We start from the raw sequence: 20,564 nt of genomic DNA, 5'->3' as shown, positions 1-20,564 counted from the left end.
CCTGTTAGGCGGCGGACTGGGTCGGCGGGTTCTGGTACATCATCCAGAGCTCGATCGCGGCCAGGACGGCAACCAGAATGCCGATCACGACATGCACGGTCATCGCCGTGGTCGCCTGGAATCCAAGCACCCAGGGCGATACGAGAACCCACAGTCCGACGACCAGGTTCACCCACTCTTCCCAGACGGCAAATGCCGCGAGAGCGGCAATCGAAAGCACGACAATCAAGATTCCGCTGCCGAGGGCGTTCTGCGTCTGCGGGCCTGCCGCAAAGGCGAAGATCCAGGGAGAGAAGAACAGAATTGCCCCAAGGATCAGGTTGGCTACGTCACAGAGCCTGGCGTTTGTCCACTGGTTCATGGCATCCTCCATAGGGAGCGTTTATGGCTCCCGAGTTCGGCAAGGTGGTGCCTGAGTCCGGCGAGATGCGCCCGAAGCCGCTCACTCCGTGTTACGGCAGTGCCCTTGCCCGGCCGGAGTTCCGCATCTGGCGGTACTCCAGCCAAATCCGGCTATCTAACTGAATTCCGGGCTTTATGTTCCATTCGGCACCGGCACGCCTGGATCACTTGATGGTGATCGAGCGATCCAAAGCCGCAGTGGACATGGTCAGCGGCGACGTGCCAGCGGCGCGGACAGGCTCGTTCTTTTCTCGATCCGGTGAAAACATTGGTCGTGGATCGCAGTTCTTGAAGACGAGACGCTCTTGCTCGTCTTGATTGCCGCCGAAGCTTGTTTGAGAGGCGACCGGTCCGGATTGACGCGCGATACTTTCGCTGCAAAGGTATCTTAACGACTTGTTTACCATCCGTCAGTCAGGGTTGGGGGGAATTTGGAACCGTTTCTGGGTGCGAACCGCCTTAATTGGGATGATCGGGCCGAACTGCACTCGACCGACACAACGGGCAGCTACCACATCGAGAATGTGCTGGCAGGCGGATCCAATCTCTATGAATTGGAAACGCGCGAGGTCGGCGATATTGCCGGCAAGGATATCGTCCACCTGCAGTGTCACATCGGGCTTGACACGATCAGCCTGAAGAATCTCGGCGCAGGCAGCGTGACCGGCCTCGACTTTTCACCGACGGCGATCGCGGCGGCGCGGGATTTCGCTGCGAAGGCAGGCACCGACGTACGTTTCGTGGAAGCGCCCCTGTTCGAGGCCGTCGAAGCGCTCGGCCGGACCTTTGACATCGCTTACGTTACCTGGGGTTCGGTAAACTGGCTGGACGACGTGTTCCGCTGGGCGCGGGTGGTTGCCAGTCTCCTGCGACCCGGCGGCCGGCTCTACATGGCCGAGGGCCATCCGCTGATGTTTCAGTGCGATCGAAAGGCCGCGGCCCTGGAGTTGAAGCACGACTGGCGAACGCCGATAGCTCGGCCGCTCGCCTGGAACGAGGAACTGACCTACACCGGCGACAATCGTATCTTGAAGCATCCTCGCTATTATGAGTGGATCCATCCGATCAGTGACGTGGTGAACGCGCTGATTTCAGCTGGTCTGACGCTCGATTTTCTCAATGAGCATGACACGGTTTCGTGGCAGCACTTTTCATTTGCAGTGCGGGCCGGCAAGGATATGTACGGCCTGCCAGAGAACTCTCCCAAGATACCGATGGCCTATTCCATTGGCGCGACGAAGCGGAGCGTCGGCAAGATACCATATCTTGTGTCTCACAAGTCGATTGAGGGCCACTAGCCCAAGGTCAACGCTCTTGATGTACTCGGGTCGGAGCATCGAGGTGTGCAATGGCGCTCGTGTCTGCGGTCTTCCGAGCAAGGCTGATCTCGTTTCATGTTGGTCCGCTTCATGCAGCCTGCCTTCAACATCGCGCGGGCGGTGGTGTCGATGTCGACATAACAGCCGGCGTCAGCCATCGGAAAATGCGAAATTTTTCAGGAGTGTGAAGGTCAAATTAAACATTGAACGCTAATATTCCTCATCGGGTCGACCCGAGAACCTGAAATGGCAATTGAGGAATCGCCTATTGGCTTTTTTCCGCGCTAGGTTCGGCGGCATTAAGGAGGCCGTCTTTTCGTCGGCAAATATTCCGGCGGCGATCGCGTTTGTCGTCATCCTTATCAGCGCAGCGTTCGCGGAGCACCAGAACAAGATCGTCTCGGACCAGGCCGTCCGTGCGGACGTGCTGACCAAGGTCAACCTCATCCGCGCCAAGCTCGAAGGCAATATCAACGGAAACCTTCAACTCGTGCATGGACTGGTCGCTGCGGTCGTAACCGAGCCCTATATGGGACAGCAACGCTTCGCTTCGCTGGCGAGTAATCTGTTTGGCGCGAACTCGCAATTGAACAATATTGCCGGCGCGCCCGATCTGGTCGTTTCCCTGATGTACCCGATGGAGGGTAACGAGCAGGCGATGGGCCTCGATTACCGCAAGAACGAGCGGCAGCGTGCGGCTGCGCTAAGGGCGCGAGACGAACGCAAGCTGGTGCTTGCCGGTCCCGTCGATCTGAAGCAGGGAGGACAAGGCTTTATCGGTCGCTTTCCGGTTTTCGTGCGGAGCGCGGGCAATACGGAAAGGTTCTGGGGCATCATTTCCGCCGTTGTCGACGTGCAGCGTCTCTATCGGGCGAGCGGGCTGCTTGACGACGATCTCGGGATTGACATAGCGCTGATCGGCAGGGACGCTCTCGGCCAAAATGGAGACCAATTCTACGGCAATGAGCGGATCGGCAAAAGCGATCCGGTGACGGCCGACGTTTTGCTCCCGTCCGGTTCGTGGCAGATCGCGGCCATTCCCAAAAATGGCTGGCCTTCGACGCCAAGTAACGCATGGTTGTTGCGCGCGATCATGGCGACGGCCGGGGCCTTGGTTGTGTTCCCCTTCCTGGTCACAGGTCGCCTGATCGGCGAAAGACAGCGCAATTATGCGGAATTGCGTCGATTGTCACGACGCCTGGAACTCGCTCTGGAAGCCTCGGCTATTGGGGTTTGGGAACACGATCTCGCGACCAACGAGCTTACGTGGGATGATCGCGTAAATGAAATATATGGCAAATCAACCGGGGAGCACCGGGGCTACATAGACTGGGCGGGTGCAATCCACCCAGATGATTTGGCTACCGCCAACGCAGATTTCGACAGCGCGGTGGCCAGCGGACGACCCTATTTGTCGGAGTACCGGATTGTGCGTCCGGATGGCGAGGTCCGTCATGTCCGGTCCAAGGCGATCGTTTACCGGGTCGCAAACAACACTCCAAAAATGATAGGCGCGGAATGGGACGTTACAGCCGATGTCCTGCTGAACCAGGATCTGGTTCGAGCAAAACAGCTGTCCGAGTCGAAAAATGCAGAACTCGAGTCGGCCAAAGCGCGCATAGAGCACATCGCGCTTCATGACTCGTTGACCGGCTTGCCCAACCGGCGTTACCTCGACCAGGTACTGGAAGATTACGCGGCAAACGCCAGGCGCTCAGGCGGGCATGCGGCACTGCTTCACATCGATCTGGATCGGTTCAAGCACATCAATGATACGCTGGGCCACGCCGCCGGTGACGCAATGTTGGTTCACGCGTCAACAGTCCTCAGATCGAAGGTCGGCGACGAGGGATTCGTCGCCCGCATCGGGGGAGACGAATTCATCGTTCTGTGCGTGGTGCGCGACGATACCAAGCAACTGGCGCTGCTCGCTGACCGCGTCATCAGCCAGATGCGCGAACCGGTCTACTACCAGGGCCATCGATGCCGTTTTGGTGTCAGCGTGGGAATCGCAGTCGACAACGGAAAAAATATCGAAGCCAAACACCTGCTGGTAAACGCCGATATCGCGCTTTACCGAGCAAAGAGGCGTGGGCGCAATCGATACGAATTCTTCACCGACGCGATGCAAAGCGAAATCGTCGATACAAAGCGGATTGCCGACGAAATTCTCGGCGGCCTTGAGCGCAACGAGTTCATCCCCTTCTACCAGCCCCAATTTGACGCAAAGACGCTCGAAATCGTGGGGGTTGAGGCGCTGGCGAGGTGGAGACATCCAGAAAAGGGTATTTTGGCGCCCGATGTCTTCCTGAGAATTGCGGAAGAACTGAATGTGGTCTCGATCATCGACCAAGCCATATTGAAGCAGTCGCTTTTGGACTTCAAAGAATGGTCCGCTGCGGGACTCCACATTCCGCGGGTATCGGTCAATGTTTCGGCGCGACGCCTTCAAGATGAGGAGCTCATCAAGAGCTTGCGAGAACAAAATATCGAAAAAGGGACAGTTTCATTCGAGCTTGTTGAGTCAATTTTCCTGGACGAGAACGACGACCTTGTCACCTGGAATATCGAGCAGATAAAAGAACTCGGGATTGACATCGAAATAGACGATTTTGGTACTGGTTACGCTTCGATAGTCAGTTTGCTCAAGTTGCAGCCTCGCCGGCTAAAGATAGATCGGCAGCTGGTCACCCCAATCGTCAAATCGCCGCAAAGAAGGCAGGTTGTCTCGTCAATCATTGACATCGGCAAGTCCTTGGGTATCGAGGTCGTGGCGGAAGGTGTCGAGACGATGCAGCACGCACGGATACTCAAAGGCCTGGGCTGCGACATGTTGCAGGGTTATGCCTTCGGCTACGCGCTCGATTCCGACGGACTAAAGGCCTTTGTTCGATCCCGGCGGCTGCGCACAGCCAGCTGAGCGCCAGTCCCCGCATTTACCGGCGCGATCGGCGTTGAGCGTCGCATCAATATGCGCGTGGCAGGCCAGGCCGGTAACAATAAGCCTCAAATAAGCAGCAGGCCCTTCATGCTGGAGTGGCCTTTCCTGCCGATGATGATGTGATCGTGAACGGCAATGCCAAGCGGTTTGGCCGTCTCGATGATCAGCTTGGTCATCTCGATGTCGGCGCGCGACGGCGTCGGATCGCCCGATGGATGATTGTGAGCCAGAATAATCGCCGTCGCCGAGAGCTCCAAGGCGCGCCTGACCACCTCGCGCGGATAGACCGGCGTGTGGTCAACGGTGCCGACCTGCTGCACCTCGTCGGCTATCAGTGCGTTCTTCTTGTCGAGGAACAGGATGCGGAACTGCTCCCGCTCCTCGAAGGCCATGACCGACCGGCAGTATTCGAGAACCTGCGTCCAGGTTGACAAAAGCTCGCGGCCGGCGATCTTGCCGCGCGCCATGCGCTGCGCCGTTGCAGCAACCACCTTCAGGTCGAGCGCCACCGCCGGGCCGATGCCCTTCACCTCCTGCAGGCGCTCGACGGGCGCGCCGAGGACCTCGGCCAATGTACCGAAGCGTGCCAGCAATGCCTTGGCGACCGGCTTGGTGTCGGCGCGCGGGATCAGCCGAAACAATAGAAGCTCGAGCAGTTCGTAGTCGGGGAGGGTGTTGGGGCCGGCAGCAAAGCGTTCGCGCAGGCGGTCGCGATGGCCGAGATAATGCGGCTTGTCGGCGGCCACCGCCTTCGCGGGCGATCGCACCGGCCTTTCGGGAAAGAAGGCCCGCTCGTCGTCGTCACCGTTCATGGCTGCCCCACCCAGCATTTGCCGGGCAAGGTAACGCCCGATCTGCCAGACACTAGGCCCGCAGGCCGGGGCGGTCGAGGTTTTTTGGCGATAGCGTGAAGATCTCGCAGCCGGTTTCGGTGACGCCGATCGTGTGCTCGTACTGCGCCGACAGCGAACGATCGCGCGTCACCGCGGTCCAGCCGTCCGACAGCACTTTCACATGCGGCCGGCCGAGATTGATCATCGGCTCGACGGTGAAGATCATGCCCGGCCGCATCTCGACGCCTTCGCTGGCGCTGCCGTAATGCAGGATATTCGGCGCGTCGTGAAACAGCCGGCCGACCCCATGGCCGCAGAAATCGCGCACCACCGAGCAACGCTCGGCTTCGGCGTAGGTCTGGATGGCGGCGCCGATGGCGCCGGTGCGGGCGCCCGGCTTGATTGCCGCGATGCCGCGCATCAGGCACTCATACGTGACTTCGAGCAGCCGCTCCGCGGCACGCTTGATCGTGCCCACTGGATACATGCGCGAGGAGTCGCCATGCCAGCCGTCGAGGATATAGGTGACGTCGATGTTGACGATGTCGCCGTCCTTCAACGGCTTGTTATCGGGTATGCCGTGACAGACGACGTGGTTGATCGAGGTGCAGGATGATTTCGTGTAGCCGCGGTAGTTGAGCGTCGCCGGAAGCGCGCCATGGTCCATGCCAAATTCGAAAACGAAACGATCGATCGCCTCAGTGGTGACGCCGGGCGCCACCATCGGCACCAGTTCGTCGAGGCAACGCGCGGTGAGATCGCAAGCCTTGCGCATGCCGATAAAGCCTTCCTCGTCGTAAAGACGGATCTGGCCGGTGTTTCTGAGCGGTGCCGTGGCGGCGTCGAGATAGGTGACCATTTTTATCCGTCTTGCAGGGATGCGAGGCCTGGCTGAGCCCCGCGAGAGAAATTCCCCCAGATTTGGCACTGGAAAGCGCAAGGTTCAAGGACGAACTGCCTACGGAGGCCGAAGACCGGCGATATTCACGCCCAGGGGCATTCTCCTTGCCTGCAGCGGCCCGTGCTTCCGCCGGGTTCATTTGGCTACCGCAGTGACGACACATTTCCAGGCGAGAAGTCGGCCCAAGCATTAGCCGTCACGGCAACTTTTTGCGACGAACGGCGTTGCGGCGGGGGCGTCGGTTCGGGAGAGATCGAATGGACAGACTGCAATTCGAGGTGCCGGTGCGGATCGCGCCTGTGCCCGGCCAGCCGGTCGAGGAAATCTACAGTGTCGAGCAGGCGCTCGATTTCCTGCAAACGTGGCCGGTCCGCCGGAAGGGGCCAACCTACCAGGCCGCGTTCAACGCCTGTTTCGGCGCCACGGTGGACATCGTCGAGACCGAAGACGCATGGCGGGCCTTCATGGCCTTTTGCCGGGTGAGCGGCCTGCTGGCCAGGGACATGATGGTTCCGCGCAAGCGCGGCGGCGAGGCGAGGGGACTGCGGGCTTAGGGAGCCGTCGACATAATCTTCAATTTGTCTGGCAGCTTTTGCCGACATCCTCATCAGAGTAGTCGTCCGGCAAGGTTACGCAGCGCGTTAGCGATGGCATGTGCTAAGTGCTTGAGGTCTCTGGTACGCCCAAGGGGAATCGAACCCCTGTTACCGCCGTGAAAGGGCGGTGTCCTGACCGCTAGACGATGGGCGCGCTCAGATGTGAGCGCTTATAGTTGCGTCGCGACAAACCGGCAACCCGTCTGCCGCCGGCTGCGACAACTTTTTTCCTTTGGCTCCAAACCGCGTCTTTCCGACAGCCAAGCTGGTTTTGCGGCATGATGCAACGTCGCCGAGGGGACTTCGCAGTGCCCGAAGAACCTCGCCCTAGCCGCGCCTGCGGCAACGCCAGTTCCAGTCGCGCTCGGGGCCGACATCGACGTGGACGGATTCGGTGTGGCAGTAGGTGCCGACGCCGCCGCGGCCCGGCATGGTGCGGATATAGCTCGCCAGTTCCCATTTTGAGACGCCGGGAACCTGGATGTCGGCGGCGGCGCAGTACATGTGCAGCGAGTTCTTGGCACCGTTGGCGCGACGGTTGCGGGCCGGATCGCGATAGCCGGAGGTAACCGTCATCTTGCGGCCGTAGTGGCCTTCGATCGTCTTCAGCACGCGAACCAGCGACGGCTTCAAGCAGGCGACATCGACGCTTTCGTTCTGTTTCAGGAGACCGTTGGGTGCCAGCCGGGCGAGGCCGGCGGCGGAGGCGACCTGGTAGGCGCCACCCGAACCTTCGTCCTCGTTGAGGTCGACGTCGCTCTCATCGTCGAGGCCGGATTTGCGCTTGATCTCGAACAGTGCCGTCTGGCGCACGCCGGGCAGCGCATCGGCCGTGAAGTGGCTAGTATCGCCGGCCGATGCCAACTGCACCGGCTTTTCAGCCGGGTTGGCCGAGGCCAGGGTGACGGTGGGCTTTGCGGCGGGCGTCGCCTTGGCCTGCAAGACCGCTGGCTGCCCGCCCGATCTGCTGTTGGCCGGCGATGCCGCCGAAGCAGGCGTAGCGCTGAACAGCGAGGCCAGGAAGTTTTTCTTCGGTGCATAGGCCTGTGGCTGCGGCATCTCGCCGGCGGTCACATAGACCGGGTTGTTCATCGCCGGCGCGGCGGCCTTGGCATCGGGCTTCGATGCGCCGGCATCGGCGGCGGCACTGTTCTGCGCAACAGCGCTGGCCTGTTCAGCCGCCTCGGCGTTTGGTTGCAGCGGTTGCGGCGAATGTCCCGCGATCGTCTCGGCCGCCGTGGGAACGGCGATCGGGAAGCCGGCATCGGACTTGGCCCCTGGCTTGGCCATTGGCACATAGGCGACCTGCTCGGGAAGGTTGGCGTCGCCCTCTGCATTCATCGTCATTTGTGCGGTTGTCATCTGCGACGATGAGGCGGCCGTGCTGGCCTGGGGCGCACCGGCGGCCGTGCTGATTTCGGTGGCCGAGGCATTATAGCCTGGCATGCCGACCGACATGGTCGGGTCGCCGGCAGAGGTGCAGGACGCCAGAAGCACCGAGAAAAGCGCCGCCACAATGGCGCGGCTTTCTCCCTTCGCGAGGCGCGATCCTGCTGATCTCAAAACAAAATTCCCCCTCGATATCCGACCGGTTCGTCATTGGCGCGGCGTCGAAACGTCTCGTCGAAATGACCCTTGTTCCCCGAACCGGAAACGAGACCTGTGTCAAATCTGCAAGCCTCAAAGTAATTTGGCGGCTAGAGGATGAATCAAGGCTGCTCAGGGTTGACGACACCATTTCGCCCGCTTTTGGCGGCGCGTCAACTCACCACACATTACAGATGGTTACACACGCACCTTGACATAGGTGCCGGGGGCTTCGCCTAGAACTTGCATATGCTCGCCCGGTTTGCGGGCCGGTACGCGGGTATTGTCCCTGGCTTCGATCCAGCGCTGCCAGTGCGGCCACCAGGAGCCGGGATGGTCAGTGGCCCCGGCGAACCACTGGTCGAAGTCCCCAGCCGGCTTGCCGCCGGTCCAGTAGTGGTATTTCTGCGCCGCCGGCGGATTGACGACGCCGGCGATGTGGCCGGAGCCGGCCACGACGTAGTCGACCTCGCCGCCGAAATATTTCGAGCCGAGGAACACCGACAGCGCCGGCGCGATGTGATCCTCCTTCGAGGCGAGGTTGTAGACAGGGATGGTGACATCCTTCAGCGAAACCGTGCGGCCCGCCAACTCCATCATGCCTTGCGAAAGCCTGTTCTCGAGATAGCAATTGCGCAGGTAGAAGGAATGGTTGGCAGCGCCCATGCGGGTCGAATCGGCGTTCCAGTAGAGCAGGTCGAAGGGCAGGGGATCCTTGCCGCGCATGTAATTGTTGACGACATAGGGCCAGATCAGGTCGCCCGAGCGCAGCATGTTGAAAGCAGTCGCCATCTTGGTGCCGTCGAGATAGCCTTTTTCGCTCATTGCCTTTTCAACGGCCGCGACTTGCTCCTCGTCGACGAACACTTTCAAGTCGCCGGCATAGGTGAAATCGACCTGCGTGGTGAAGAAGGTCGCCGATTTGATGCGGTGGTCGCCTTCCTGCGCCATCAAGGCCAGCGCTGCCGCCAACAGCGTGCCGCCGACGCAATATCCGATGGCGTTGACTTGCCTTTCGCCGGTGGCCTTTTCAATCGTGTCGAGGCCGTATTGCAGGCCCTCCCTGATATAGGCCTCCCAGCTCTTGGCGCCGTGCCGCTCGTCCGGATTGATCCAGGAGATGACGAAGACCGTGTGGCCTTGCTCGACCGCCCAGCGGATGAAGGATTTTTGCGGGTTGAGGTCGAGGATGTAGTATTTATTGATCCATGGCGGGCAGATCAGCAGCGGCCGCTTGAGCACGGTCTCGGTCGCCGGCTCGTATTGCAGGATTTCGGCGACGTCGCTGCGGCCGACCACCTTGCCGGGCGTGGTGGCGAGATTCTTGCCGATCTCGAAGGGTGAATAATCCGCCTGCCGCAGCTTCAGGTCACCCTTGCCTGCGGCAATGTCCTCGGCCAGCATTTTCATGCCGCGCACCAGGTTTTCGCCGTTCGAGGCGACGGTCTCGCGAAACAATTCCGGATTGGTCAGGATGAAATTCGACGGCGAGATGGCGTTGGACACCTGCCTGACATAAAAGCTGGCCTTGTGGCGGGTGTGCTCGTCCAGACCCTCGGCGTGCTCGACCAGTTCGGCCGCCCAGCGCGAGGTGACGAGATACGCCTGTTTGAGGAAATCGAAAAAGGCGTTGCGGCCCCATTCCGGGTCCTGGAAACGCTTGTCGCCGCGCTCGGGCTTGACCGCATCCTCGGTCTCCTCGGCACCGGCGCCGATGCGCTGAACGGCATTGGCCCAGACGGTCATATAGCCGGAAAACAATCGTGTCTGCGCCTCCAGCGCGCGCTGCGGGTCGGAGAGCCAGTATTCGGTGAGTTTGGAGAACGTCTTCACCATGTCGACGACCGGCTCGGCGACATGATCGCGCACCTCGCCCTTTTCCCGCGGCTCGGCCCATGCCGAGGCGGCCTTGCCGGCCTGCTCAATCATGCGGGCCATGTTCAGAGCAAAGCGTTCCGGGTCCTTAACCAGATATTGCTCGACGGTCGAAGGTTGGTCATCTTCCGCTTTGCCCGAATCGGGTGTTTTGGACATGGTTCGCGGGGTTCCTCCCGAAGCGTTTTGTTGACATATTACCATGGGATATCTGACAGGGTCCAACGTGCTCTAACCCGGCCGCCAGGAAAACAATATGACGATTAATATTGGCAAGAACGTTTTTTCCGGCACTGGTCGTTTTTGCCGCATGGCGCTCGTCCTGCTGGCGATGGCCGGTTGCACGAGCAGCAACATAGAAGGTGCAGCGCCCGCCACCGGCCTTGTCGGGGCGAAGGACACCGGTTCCTACCCGAACCTGAACATCCCGCCGCAGGTGGCGGCCGAGCAATTCACCGACGAGGAAAAGAACGCCAAGCTCGCCCAGCTGAAGGCCGAGGAGCAGGGCCAGGCCGCGAAGGGCGGCGGCGTCAAGGTCGCGGACCAGGCTGCGCTGGACCAGCTGGCAAAAAAACACGGCGCCGAGGCGCTGAAGCAGATCGAAGGCAAATGCGACCCCGCTCTCGACCCTAATTGCAAATAAGCTTATACGCGCGACCGCAACCTCACTGTCTGGAACTGCCATGGAAGAATTTCACAAGGTCCGCCGGCTTCCGCCCTATGTCTTCGAACAGGTCAACCGGCTGAAGGCCAGTGCCCGCTCGCGTGGCGCCGACATCATCGACCTTGGCATGGGCAATCCGGACCTGCCGACGCCCAAGGCCATCGTCGACAAACTCTGCGAGGTAGTGCGTGATCCGCGCACGCACCGCTATTCGTCGTCGCGCGGCATTCCGGGCCTGCGCCGTGCCCAGGCCAATTATTATGCCCGCCGTTTCGGCGTGAAGCTCGACCCGGACAGCCAGGTGGTGGCGACGCTCGGCTCGAAGGAGGGTTTTGCCAATATGGCGCAGGCGATCACCGCCCCCGGCGATGTGATCCTGTGCCCCAATCCGACCTATCCGATCCACGCCTTCGGCTTCATCATGTCGGGCGGCGTCATCCGCTCGCTGCAGGCCGAACCGGACGACGGTTTCATCCCGGCACTGGAGCGCGGCATCCGCCATTCGATCCCGAAGCCGCTGGCGCTGATTCTCAATTATCCGTCCAACCCGACGGCACTGGTCGCCTCGCTCGATTTCTACAAGGAGGTGGTGGCTTTCGCCCGGAAGAACGACATCATCATCCTGTCGGACCTTGCCTATTCCGAGATCTATTTCGACGGCAATCCGCCGCCTTCGGTGCTGCAGGTGCCGGGCGCCATCGACGTCGCAGTCGAGTTCACCTCGATGTCGAAGACCTTTTCGATGCCGGGCTGGCGCATGGGTTTTGCCGTCGGCAATGAAAGGCTGATCTCGGCGCTGACGCGGGTGAAATCCTATCTCGACTACGGCGCCTTCACGCCGATCCAGGTGGCGGCCGCGCATGCACTCAACGGCGACGGAGCCGATATCGCCGAAGTGCGCGACGTCTACCGCAAACGCCGCGACGTCATGGTCGACGCCTTCAGCCGTGCCGGCTGGACCATTCCCGCACCGGCGGCATCGATGTTCGCCTGGGCGCCGATCCCCGAGCCGTTCAAGCACCTCGGCTCGCTTGAATTCTCCAAGCTCCTGATCGAGCACGCCGACGTCGCGGTGGCGCCGGGCGTCGGCTTCGGCGAGCATGGCGACGATCACGTGCGCATCGCGCTGGTCGAAAACGAGCACCGGATCCGTCAGGCAGCGCGCAACATCAAGCGCTTCCTCGCATCCAGCGCCAAGCAGCCGAATAACGTCGTACCGCTCGCCGCGCATCGCTGAGTTTTCTACACATCAATCGACCGAATGGGGCGTCGCCGGACATGGCTGAAGCGTTGCGTGTTGGAATTGCCGGCCTCGGCACCGTCGGTGCGTCGGTGGCTCGCGTGCTGCGCGACAAGGCGGCGGAACTGACGCGGCAGTGCGGCCGCGACATCGTCGTGTCAGCCGTCTCGGCCCGCGATCCCAAACGCGACCGCGGCGTTGATCTTGGCACAGCACAGTGGTTCGACGACGCCGTCAAGATGGCCCAGACCGCCGAGATCGATGTATTCGTCGAACTGATCGGCGGCGACGAGGGCGCGGCACGATCCTCGGTGAAGGCGGCGCTCGAGGCCGGCCGCCATGTCGTCACCGCCAACAAGGCACTGCTTGCCAAGCACGGCGTGTCACTGGCCGAGATCGCGGAAAAGAGGGGCGTGCTGCTCAACTACGAAGCGGCGGTGGCCGGCGGCATTCCGGTCATCAAGACGATGCGCGAGGCGATGGCCGGCAATTCGGTGACCCGCGTCTTCGGCATCCTCAACGGCACCTGCAATTATATTTTGACGCGCATGGAAGCCGAGGGCCTGTCCTTTGATGCCTGCCTGAAGGACGCCCAGCGGCTGGGCTATGCCGAAGCCGACCCGACCTTCGACATCGAGGGCCACGACACCGCGCACAAGCTGTCGATCCTGACCAGCCTTGCCTTCGGCACGAGGATTGCGGCCAATGACATCTACATGGAGGGCATCTCCAACATCAGCCAGGCCGATATCCGCGCGGCCGGCGATCTCGGCTACCGGATCAAGCTGCTTGGCGTCGCCCAACGCACCGAAAGCGGTATCGAGCAGCGCGTTCACCCGACCATGGTGCCGACGGCCTCGGTCATCGCGCAGGTGCACGGTGTCACCAATGCGGTCGCGATCGAAACCGACATCCTCGGCGAATTGCTGCTTTCCGGCCCCGGTGCCGGCGGCAACGCCACCGCTTCGGCGGTGATCGGCGACATTGCCGACATTGCCAAGAGCCGGCCTGGCTTCCAGCATGGCCCGGTCTTCGGCCGGCCGGCGAAGGAATTGAAGCCCTACAAAAAGGCGCAGATGCGCAGCCATGCCGGCGGTTATTTCATCCGGCTGACCGTGCACGACCGCCTCGGCGTTTTCGCCGCGATCGCCAAACGCATGGCCGACAACGACATTTCGCTGGAATCGATCGTGCAACATGCCGCAGGGCCGGAAACCGAGGCACAGAAGACAGTCATCCTGGTCACCCACGAGACGACCGAGGCGGCGGTGCGCAAGGCCGTCGACGGCATCACCAGGGACAGCCTTCTGACCGACAAGCCGCAAGTCATCCGCATCGAGCGGGCCGGATAGCAGTCTCAAGTTTTGCCTTTAATCGATTGATATTGCTGCGCTTTCAAAAAGGTCCAGCGCAGGTCTTGCTGTTGTCACGAGGCTTTGACACAAGAAGCGCGTCTCTGGCGGGAGGCTAATGCATGTCGCCCAAAAGTGTGCGGCGGTTTTGGGACAACGACATGCATAGAAACAAAGTGCCAACGAGGATTATCCATCGATGAATGTGGCCCAGAACATTGTCGCCGGCCTCGACCGGATACTGACCATGGAATTGGTGCGCGTCACCGAACGCGCCGCGGTCGCGGCCGCCAGATTGCGCGGACGCGGCGACGAGAAAGCCGCCGATCAGGTCGCGGTCGACGCCATGCGCCAGGAGCTTAATCGTCTCGCCATCAACGGCACGGTGGTGATCGGCGAGGGCGAGCGCGACGAGGCGCCGATGCTCTATATCGGCGAGGAGGTCGGTACAGGCAAAGGCCCGGCTGTCGACATCGCGCTCGATCCGCTCGAAGGCACGACGATCTGCGCCAAGAACCTGCCCAATGCGTTGGCCGTCATCGCCATTGCCGAAAAAGGCAGCCTTCTGTTCGCGCCGGACGTCTATATGGACAAGATCGCCATCGGCCCGGGCTATGCCGATGGCATCATCGACATCGATGCCTCGCCGGCCGAAAATATTGCCAGCCTGGCCAGGGCCAAGGGCGTTCCGGTGGCAGAGATCACCGCCTGTATCCTCGACCGGCCGCGCCATGGCGCCTTGATCGAAGCCGTGCGGGCGACAGGCGCCGCGATCCGGCTGATCGGCGACGGTGATGTCGCCGGCGTCATCCACACCACCGACCCGGACGAAACCGGCATCGACATCTATCTCGGCACCGGCGGTGCGCCGGAGGGCGTGCTGGCGGCGGCGGCCTTGCGCTGCACCGGCGGCCAGATGCAGGGCAGGCTGATCCTTGACACGCCGGAAAAGCTGGCGCGCGCGGCGAAGATGGGGATCTCCAACCCGAAACGGATCTACCACACGCAAGACATGGCACGCGGCGACGTGCTGTTTGCCGCGACCGGCGTCACCGACGGCAATATGCTGGCCGGCGTCAAGTTCGGCCGCAATTTCATCACCACGCACACGATCGTGCTGCGCTCGTCGTCGCGAACCGTGCGCGAAATCAAGGCCAGGCACCAGGATCTGGAAAAGTTTTGATTTCGACTCAGTTAGCCGTTGCATATTGTGCGCAATGACAAATTGCAGACGGCGCGTCACGTGACGGGGGAAAGACGCTTTTTCCTAGATGTCAGGCAGTCGGCCACCGGCGTTTCCTGGGAACACCGACTGACCGAGCGTCAGGACATGGCTGCGCTCGCCATCGCGCAAGGTTATGGCGTGCCCGACATCGTGGCACGCGTGCTGGCCGGGCGCGGCGTCACTGCCGAGCAGACCGAGCGGTTCCTGGATCCGACCATCCGCAACCTGCTGCCCGACCCGGCATCGCTGACCGACATGGACAAGGCGGCCTCTCGCATCGCCCAGGCGGTGACGGCAAGGGAAAAGGTGGCGATCTTTGGCGACTACGATGTCGACGGCGCCGCCTCATCGGCGCTGCTCAAGCGCTTTTTCGCACATTTCTCGGTGCCGTCGGAGATCTACATACCGGACCGCATCTTCGAGGGTTACGGCCCCAATCCGGAAGCGATGCGCGAACTCGTCTCGCGCGGCGCGACGCTGATCGTCACCGTCGATTGCGGCACCAACAGTGCTGCTTCCATCGACGCGGCGAAGGCCGCCGGCGCCGACGTCGTGGTGCTCGATCACCATCAGGTCGGCGGGCCGTTGCCGGCGGCGGCTGCGGTCGTCAATCCTAATCGCGAGGACGATCTTTCCGGGCAAGGCCATCTTTGCGCCGCCGGCGTCGTCTTCCTGTGCCTGGTACAGACGGCGAAGATCCTGCGCAGCCGGCTGCCGGACGCCGCAGCGCCGGATCTGCTTGGCCTGCTCGATCTGGTGGCGCTGGGCACCGTCTGCGACGTGGTGCCGCTCACCGGCATCAACCGGGCCTTCGTGGTCAAGGGGCTACAGGTGGCGCGGCAGCAGAGGAACGAAGGGCTGGCGGCACTGGCGCGGGTCTCGCGTATCGGCGAGCCGATCAGCACTTTCCATCTGGCCTTTCTGATCGGTCCGCGCATCAACGCCGGCGGGCGCATCGGCGACGCAGCACTTGGCAGCCGCCTGCTTGCAACCGACGACCCGGTCGAGGCCCGCACCATCGCCGAGACGCTCGACCGGCTCAACCAGGAGCGGCAGTCGATGGAGCAGGAGATGCTGGCCGCGGCGCGCTCAGAGGCCGACGCCGAGCTTGCCGGCGGCAATGGTCCGGCCATCGTGGTCACAGCCAGCAGCAACTGGCATCCGGGCATTGTCGGCCTGCTTGCCTCGCGGCTCAAGGACCATGCAAGACGGCCGGCTTTTGCCATCGCCTTCAACGCCAATGGCGTCGGTACGGGGTCAGGCCGTTCGGTGTCGGGCTTCGACCTCGGCCGGCTGGTGCGCGAGGCTGCCGATGCCGGGCTGATCGTCAAGGGCGGCGGCCACGGAATGGCGGCGGGCATCACCGTCGAGCGGGCGAAGCTCGGCGCGCTCCGGGCTTTTTTCGAAGAGCGCGCTGCGGTGGATGTGTTCCGGCTGCAAGGCGAGGAGAGCCTGGCGATCGACGGCGCGCTTGCCGCCGAGGGCGCGACGCTTGCGCTGCTCGATGCGCTTGAGCGGGCAGGGCCGTTCGGCGCCGGGCATGTCGCGCCGGTGTTCGCGCTGCCGCGTCACCGGCTGGTTGATGCGCGGGCGGTCGGCACCAACCATATCCGCGCCGACCTGCAGTCGGAAAGCGGCGGCCGCATCCAGGCGATCGCCTTTCGCGCCGTCGATACTGCGCTTGGCGAATTCCTGTTCAAGAACAGGGGCAAACCGGTGCACGTCGCCGGCTCATTGTCGGGCAATCACTGGAACGGCAACCGCACGGTGCAGTTTCGTATCGTCGACGCGGCGCTTGCCTGAGAGTTCGCTGACCGCTCGGCCTAAGCGAGGACGGTCTGCAGCCGGGTCAGTTCGCCGATTTGCGCCATCGTTGCCTGGTAGCCGATACGGATCGCTTCGTCGGCGCGGTGGAATTCGGTCAGGCCGATATGGCTGAGCTTCGGCTGCAGCGACATGTCCGGCGGGTCGCCGGCCAGCCTGGCGCGCGAAATGCGGTCCTGGATGATGTTGAAGGCTTCGACCATGACGCCGGTGATGCCGAGCCGCGTCTCGCGCGACTGACGTTCGGGATCGGCGTGGCCACCCCTTGGCGCGTCTCTCTCGACGATCAGCTCGCCTGCGCTGTGCTTGATCACTGCGGCGCGGCCGAACAGATCGTAGTGAAGGTTCACTGCAACCACGAGCGGCTGCTCGTAGGCACGGCAGACCGAGACCGGCACCGGATTGACCAGTGCGCCGTCGACCAGCACGCGCCCGTTGCAGGCGACCGGCTCGAACACGCCGGGCAGCGCGTAGGAGGCGCGCATGGCGGTACTCAACGAGCCGCTCGACAGCCAGATTTCATGGCCGGTGCGGATTTCGGCAGCGACGCAGACGAACGGTTTTGGCAGGTCCTCGAAGCGGATGCCGGCTATGTGCTCGCGCAGCCGTGCATCGAGCTTCATGCCACCGAACAGGCCGCTGCCGCGTAGATTGAGGTCGAGAAGGCCAAAAATGCGCCGCCTGGTCAGGCTGCGCGCGAATTCTTCCAGCTCGTCAAGTTTGCCGGCAACATAGCAGCCGCCGACCAGCGCGCCGATCGAGGTGCCGGCGATCATCGACACTTCGATGCCGGCTTCGTCAAGCGCGCGCAGCACGCCGATATGCGCCCAGCCGCGCGCACAGCCGCCGCCCAATGCCAGCGAGATCCCTGTTTTACCTGGAGATTTGGTTTCGGATGCGCCTGCGGCCGAGGAGAGGCCATTGGCCTCCCGAACGTCAGGTCTGTTGCGCAATGACGCCCAGTCGAGCATCACAATCTCCCTTGTCCCACGGTCATCCTACAGGCGGGCCGTATCGAAATCATGAATATACGTGGCTGAAGTGCTGCGAATGGTTCATACTGATGGTGTTTTGGGCTTTCGATACGTTTTTTCCGCATCGAACAGCGGCTTGCTGCCGTCGTTGGCAAGCGTCCCTTTGCCATCGCTCAGCCCCACCGTCCGATAAAAGCATGAACGTCGGCCGGTGTGACAAGTTGCTTCGTGACCCAGCACTTTGACGCGCAACCATATCGCGTCCTGGTCACAATCTGTGAGCATCTCGACGACCTGCTGGACATTGCCCGAGGTTTCGCCCTTCTTCCACAGCGCGTTGCGCGAACGCGACCAGTAGTGCGCGATGCCGGTCTCGAGTGTCAGCGCCAGCGCCTCGGCATTCATATGCGCGACCATCAGCAGCATGCCGTTTTCGGCATCGGTGACGACGACAGTGACGAGGCCGCCGGCATCGAACCGCGGTGAAAGGACGGTGCCTTCCTCGAGTGCCTTCTTGTCAGATGGAGCTTTCGGGAATTCCAATGCCGACATTCGCCGGTCCCTATTTAGCGAGGGCGGCGCGGGTCTGATCAGTTCCGCCGCCGCGCACCATGGTGACGAAGCGGACCTGCTCTTCAGGTGTATCCTTGAAGACGCCGGTGAAGGTCGAGGTCAGCGTGGTGGAGCCCTGTTTGCGGATGCCGCGCATGGCCATGCACATATGCTCGGCCTCGAGCATGACGGCGACGCCGCGCGGATTGAGCACGTCCTGGATGACGCCGGCAATCTGCGCGGTCATCGCTTCCTGGGTCTGCAGGCGGTGGGCAAAGATGTCGACGACGCGGGCGATCTTGGACAGGCCGACAACCTTGCCGTCAGGCAGATAGCCGACATGCGCCTTGCCGATGATCGGCACCATGTGATGCTCGCAATGCGAGTGGAACGTGATGTCCTTGACTATGACGAGGTCGTCATAGCCGGCGACTTCCTCGAACGTGCGGCCAAGCTCCTCGGCCGGGCACATATCGTAGCCGTTGAACATTTCGCGGAACGCCTTGGTGACGCGCTTCGGCGTGTCGATCAGGCCCTCGCGCTCAGGATTGTCGCCGGTCCAGCGCAACAAGGTGCGCACCGCGGCTTCGACTTCGGCCTCACTCGGCCGGTCGGTGACCGGCTTTTCCATATAGGCCGACTGCGGCATGAGTTTCTTGATAACGGCGTCCATAAAGGCGTCTCCCGTAGTTCCTCTCTCAGGAGGAACGAGTTGAACGGACCACGACCTTTCGGGTGTTAGAAACTCGCCCGGTTTCCAGCCCGTAAGTGGCGTGAACAGATTTGGGCAGGACGAGACTTGCGGTCGCCTTGTCGATACCCGACTACGACCATTATATATGTTCGTGCCGAGCGAAAGGAAGACGCCAGAGCGGCAATCGCTGTTCGCTGGGCGGCGACGGATTGGAAAAATATGATCGACGATGTCTACAATGCGAAAATTCTGGGTTTTGCCGGAAATATCGCACGGATCGGTCGGCTCGACCGGCCCGACGCAACCGCACGAGCACATTCCAAGCTGTGCGGCTCGACAGTGACCGTCGATCTGAAGATGGATGACGGCGTCGTCAGCGATTTCGCGCATGACGTGAAGGCCTGTGCGCTTGGCCAGGCGTCGTCTTCGATCATGGCGCAGCATGTCGTCGGCGCCAGCGCGGAAGAACTGCGCAGCGTGCGCGAGACGATGCTAAAAATGCTGAAGGAAAATGGCCCGCCGCCCGAAGGCCGCTTCGCCGACCTGAAATACCTGGAACCGGTGCGCGATTACAAGGCGCGCCACGCCTCGACCATGCTGACCTTCGACGCAGTGGTCGACGCGATCGGCCAAATCGAGAAGAAGCGGGCGGAACAGGCGGCCTAAACCTCGGCAAGAAAACGCCGGCTTTCGGCGAATTCCGCCCGGACCCAGTCGGCAAAAGCCCTGGCCGGCTCGGAAAGGTCGTTTAGTCTTCTGGCCACCAGCCAATAGGCGCCGGACGCAACGTCGATGTCGAAAGGCTTGACCAGCGCGCCGGACGCAAGTTCTTCGCCGATCTGCAAAAGATCGCCCAGTGCGACACCATGTCCAAGCAAGGCTGCCTGCTTCGAGAGCGAGGCATCCGCCAGCATCGGTCCACGGGCAGGCACGGCTTCAGGGGTCACGCCGGCCGCTTCGAACCAGCGCGTCCAAGCCTGACGGTTTTCTTCGTGCAGCAATGTATAGCGACCAAGGTCGATCGGTTTTTCCAGAGCTGGCCCGGACGCAAGAAGCGCCGGCGACAGAACCGGTGAATCGACGACCGAGGCAAGCTGTTCGGCTTCGCTGCGTGGCCATGAAGTGGCGTGCGCACTGAAGCGTAGAGCAAGTTCAGGCTGATCGCTGCGGAACTCTATCAACCTCGGGTCGACCTCAAGGGAAACGTCGATATCGGGTCGCAACTGGCGAAATCGGTTGAGCCGCGGCACCAGCCATACGGATGCAAGCGACGGCTCGACGCTGACACGGACCACGGACTGCGTCGGGGCCGCCGTCAATTCCGAAAGCAGCCTGTCGATGCCCCCGAAACTTCTGACCAACTGGTCGAGCAGCCGCCGGCCGGTGTCGGTCAATTCGACGCGGCGATGATGGCGGAAGAACAAAGGTTGGCGCAGGAATGTTTCGAGCTCGCGGATCTGGCGGCTGATCGCCGCCTGCGAAACATAAAGCTCCTCGGCCGCACGGCTGAAGCTCAGGTGACGACCGGCTGCTTCGAAGCTTCTAAGAGCCGTCAGGGGGAGGCGTCCGCGCTTCATTCGCATAA

The 20,564-nt window shown here is 61.9% G+C and carries 19 protein-coding genes and 1 tRNA gene; 9 read left to right on the top strand and 11 right to left on the bottom strand.

Annotation, left to right across the window (positions count from 1 at the left end; genetic code table 11):
* Positions 1-4: 4 nt before the first annotated feature.
* Positions 5-361 carry an SPW repeat protein gene (locus NKI01_RS01345; protein ID WP_051409696.1) on the bottom strand — a complete coding sequence of 119 codons (357 nt, stop codon included), beginning with the start codon at positions 359-361 and terminating at the stop codon, positions 5-7.
* 205 nt (positions 362-566) lie between these two features.
* Positions 567-809, bottom strand: coding sequence for a hypothetical protein (locus tag NKI01_RS01340; RefSeq protein ID WP_156948109.1), 243 nt, complete (start codon positions 807-809; stop codon positions 567-569).
* 24 nt (positions 810-833) lie between these two features.
* On the opposite strand from NKI01_RS01340, the gene NKI01_RS01335 reads away from it, so the two are divergent.
* Together NKI01_RS01335 and NKI01_RS01330 are read left to right on the top strand one after the other, a co-directional pair.
* Positions 834-1,700, top strand: a complete 867-nt coding sequence (locus NKI01_RS01335) for a class I SAM-dependent methyltransferase (protein ID WP_352482151.1) — start codon at positions 834-836, stop codon at positions 1,698-1,700.
* Between the two features lie 361 nt (positions 1,701-2,061).
* Complete coding sequence (locus NKI01_RS01330) at positions 2,062-4,641, top strand: bifunctional diguanylate cyclase/phosphodiesterase (RefSeq protein ID WP_352482301.1); 2,580 nt, start codon at positions 2,062-2,064, stop codon at positions 4,639-4,641.
* Positions 4,642-4,727: 86 nt separating this feature from the next.
* Here the strand turns inward: NKI01_RS01330 and radC are convergent, their stop codons facing one another.
* A complete protein-coding gene (gene radC / locus NKI01_RS01325; protein WP_352961611.1) occupies positions 4,728-5,474 on the bottom strand; it encodes a RadC family protein in 747 nt (248 codons plus the stop codon).
* A gap of 52 nt (positions 5,475-5,526) precedes the next feature.
* Entirely contained in the window at positions 5,527-6,354 is an 828-nt protein-coding gene (map, locus tag NKI01_RS01320; RefSeq protein WP_352495376.1) for a type I methionyl aminopeptidase, read from the bottom strand.
* A 299-nt stretch (positions 6,355-6,653) separates the two neighbouring features.
* Between map and NKI01_RS01315 the strand changes: the two genes are divergently transcribed.
* Positions 6,654-6,950, top strand: a complete 297-nt coding sequence (locus tag NKI01_RS01315; protein ID WP_023678889.1) for a DUF982 domain-containing protein — start codon at positions 6,654-6,656, stop codon at positions 6,948-6,950.
* 121 nt (positions 6,951-7,071) lie between these two features.
* Here the strand turns inward: NKI01_RS01315 and NKI01_RS01310 are convergent.
* From NKI01_RS01310 to NKI01_RS01300, 3 genes are all read right to left on the bottom strand, one after another.
* Positions 7,072-7,146, bottom strand: a tRNA-Glu gene (locus NKI01_RS01310).
* A gap of 173 nt (positions 7,147-7,319) precedes the next feature.
* Entirely contained in the window at positions 7,320-8,507 is a 1,188-nt protein-coding gene (locus NKI01_RS01305; RefSeq protein ID WP_352961608.1) for a YcbK family protein, read from the bottom strand.
* Positions 8,508-8,777: 270 nt separating this feature from the next.
* The gene (locus NKI01_RS01300) at positions 8,778-10,613 is read right to left on the bottom strand and encodes a PHA/PHB synthase family protein (RefSeq protein ID WP_352961606.1); all 1,836 of its coding nucleotides are present in this window, start codon (positions 10,611-10,613) and stop codon (positions 8,778-8,780) included.
* 151 nt (positions 10,614-10,764) lie between these two features.
* Here NKI01_RS01300 and NKI01_RS01295 point away from each other — a divergent pair, with 151 nt between their 5' ends.
* The 5 genes from NKI01_RS01295 to recJ all read left to right on the top strand — a co-directional run bounded on the left by NKI01_RS01295 (position 10,765) and on the right by recJ (position 16,738).
* Positions 10,765-11,097, top strand: coding sequence for a hypothetical protein (locus NKI01_RS01295; protein ID WP_352482154.1), 333 nt, complete (start codon positions 10,765-10,767; stop codon positions 11,095-11,097).
* 40 nt (positions 11,098-11,137) lie between these two features.
* A complete protein-coding gene (locus NKI01_RS01290; RefSeq protein ID WP_352466981.1) occupies positions 11,138-12,355 on the top strand; it encodes an LL-diaminopimelate aminotransferase in 1,218 nt (405 codons plus the stop codon).
* Between the two features lie 41 nt (positions 12,356-12,396).
* The gene (locus NKI01_RS01285; protein WP_352586954.1) at positions 12,397-13,710 is read left to right on the top strand and encodes a homoserine dehydrogenase; all 1,314 of its coding nucleotides are present in this window, start codon (positions 12,397-12,399) and stop codon (positions 13,708-13,710) included.
* A gap of 199 nt (positions 13,711-13,909) precedes the next feature.
* Positions 13,910-14,893, top strand: coding sequence for a class II fructose-bisphosphatase (gene glpX, locus NKI01_RS01280; protein ID WP_023720150.1), 984 nt, complete (start codon positions 13,910-13,912; stop codon positions 14,891-14,893).
* A 60-nt stretch (positions 14,894-14,953) separates the two neighbouring features.
* Positions 14,954-16,738, top strand: coding sequence for a single-stranded-DNA-specific exonuclease RecJ (gene recJ / locus NKI01_RS01275; RefSeq protein ID WP_352482157.1), 1,785 nt, complete (start codon positions 14,954-14,956; stop codon positions 16,736-16,738).
* A 20-nt stretch (positions 16,739-16,758) separates the two neighbouring features.
* Here the strand turns inward: recJ and NKI01_RS01270 are convergent, their stop codons facing one another.
* The 3 genes from NKI01_RS01270 to folE all read right to left on the bottom strand — a co-directional run bounded on the left by NKI01_RS01270 (position 16,759) and on the right by folE (position 18,958).
* Positions 16,759-17,730 (bottom strand): patatin family protein, encoded by a 972-nt coding sequence (locus tag NKI01_RS01270; RefSeq protein ID WP_352482159.1) that lies wholly within the window; start codon positions 17,728-17,730, stop codon positions 16,759-16,761.
* Between the two features lie 84 nt (positions 17,731-17,814).
* Positions 17,815-18,285, bottom strand: coding sequence for a phosphoribosyl-AMP cyclohydrolase (hisI, locus tag NKI01_RS01265; protein ID WP_352482161.1), 471 nt, complete (start codon positions 18,283-18,285; stop codon positions 17,815-17,817).
* Positions 18,286-18,295: 10 nt separating this feature from the next.
* The gene (gene folE / locus NKI01_RS01260) at positions 18,296-18,958 is read right to left on the bottom strand and encodes a GTP cyclohydrolase I FolE (RefSeq protein WP_352482163.1); all 663 of its coding nucleotides are present in this window, start codon (positions 18,956-18,958) and stop codon (positions 18,296-18,298) included.
* A 240-nt stretch (positions 18,959-19,198) separates the two neighbouring features.
* Between folE and NKI01_RS01255 the strand changes: the two genes are divergently transcribed.
* Positions 19,199-19,645, top strand: a complete 447-nt coding sequence (locus NKI01_RS01255) for an iron-sulfur cluster assembly scaffold protein (protein WP_023720146.1) — start codon at positions 19,199-19,201, stop codon at positions 19,643-19,645.
* On the opposite strand, the gene NKI01_RS01250 is transcribed toward NKI01_RS01255, so the two are convergent.
* Positions 19,642-20,556 carry a LysR substrate-binding domain-containing protein gene (locus NKI01_RS01250; RefSeq protein ID WP_023720145.1) on the bottom strand — a complete coding sequence of 305 codons (915 nt, stop codon included), beginning with the start codon at positions 20,554-20,556 and terminating at the stop codon, positions 19,642-19,644. The two genes, NKI01_RS01255 and NKI01_RS01250, sit on opposite strands and share 4 nt — an antisense overlap.
* Positions 20,557-20,564 lie beyond the last annotated feature (8 nt).

It is taken from the genome of Mesorhizobium sp. M0815, from assembly GCF_040319995.1.
Taxonomy (GTDB): Bacteria; Pseudomonadota; Alphaproteobacteria; order Rhizobiales; family Rhizobiaceae; genus Mesorhizobium.
The sequence above is the reverse complement of the archived record's forward strand: the minus strand, read 5'-3'. Positions and strand labels throughout refer to the sequence as shown.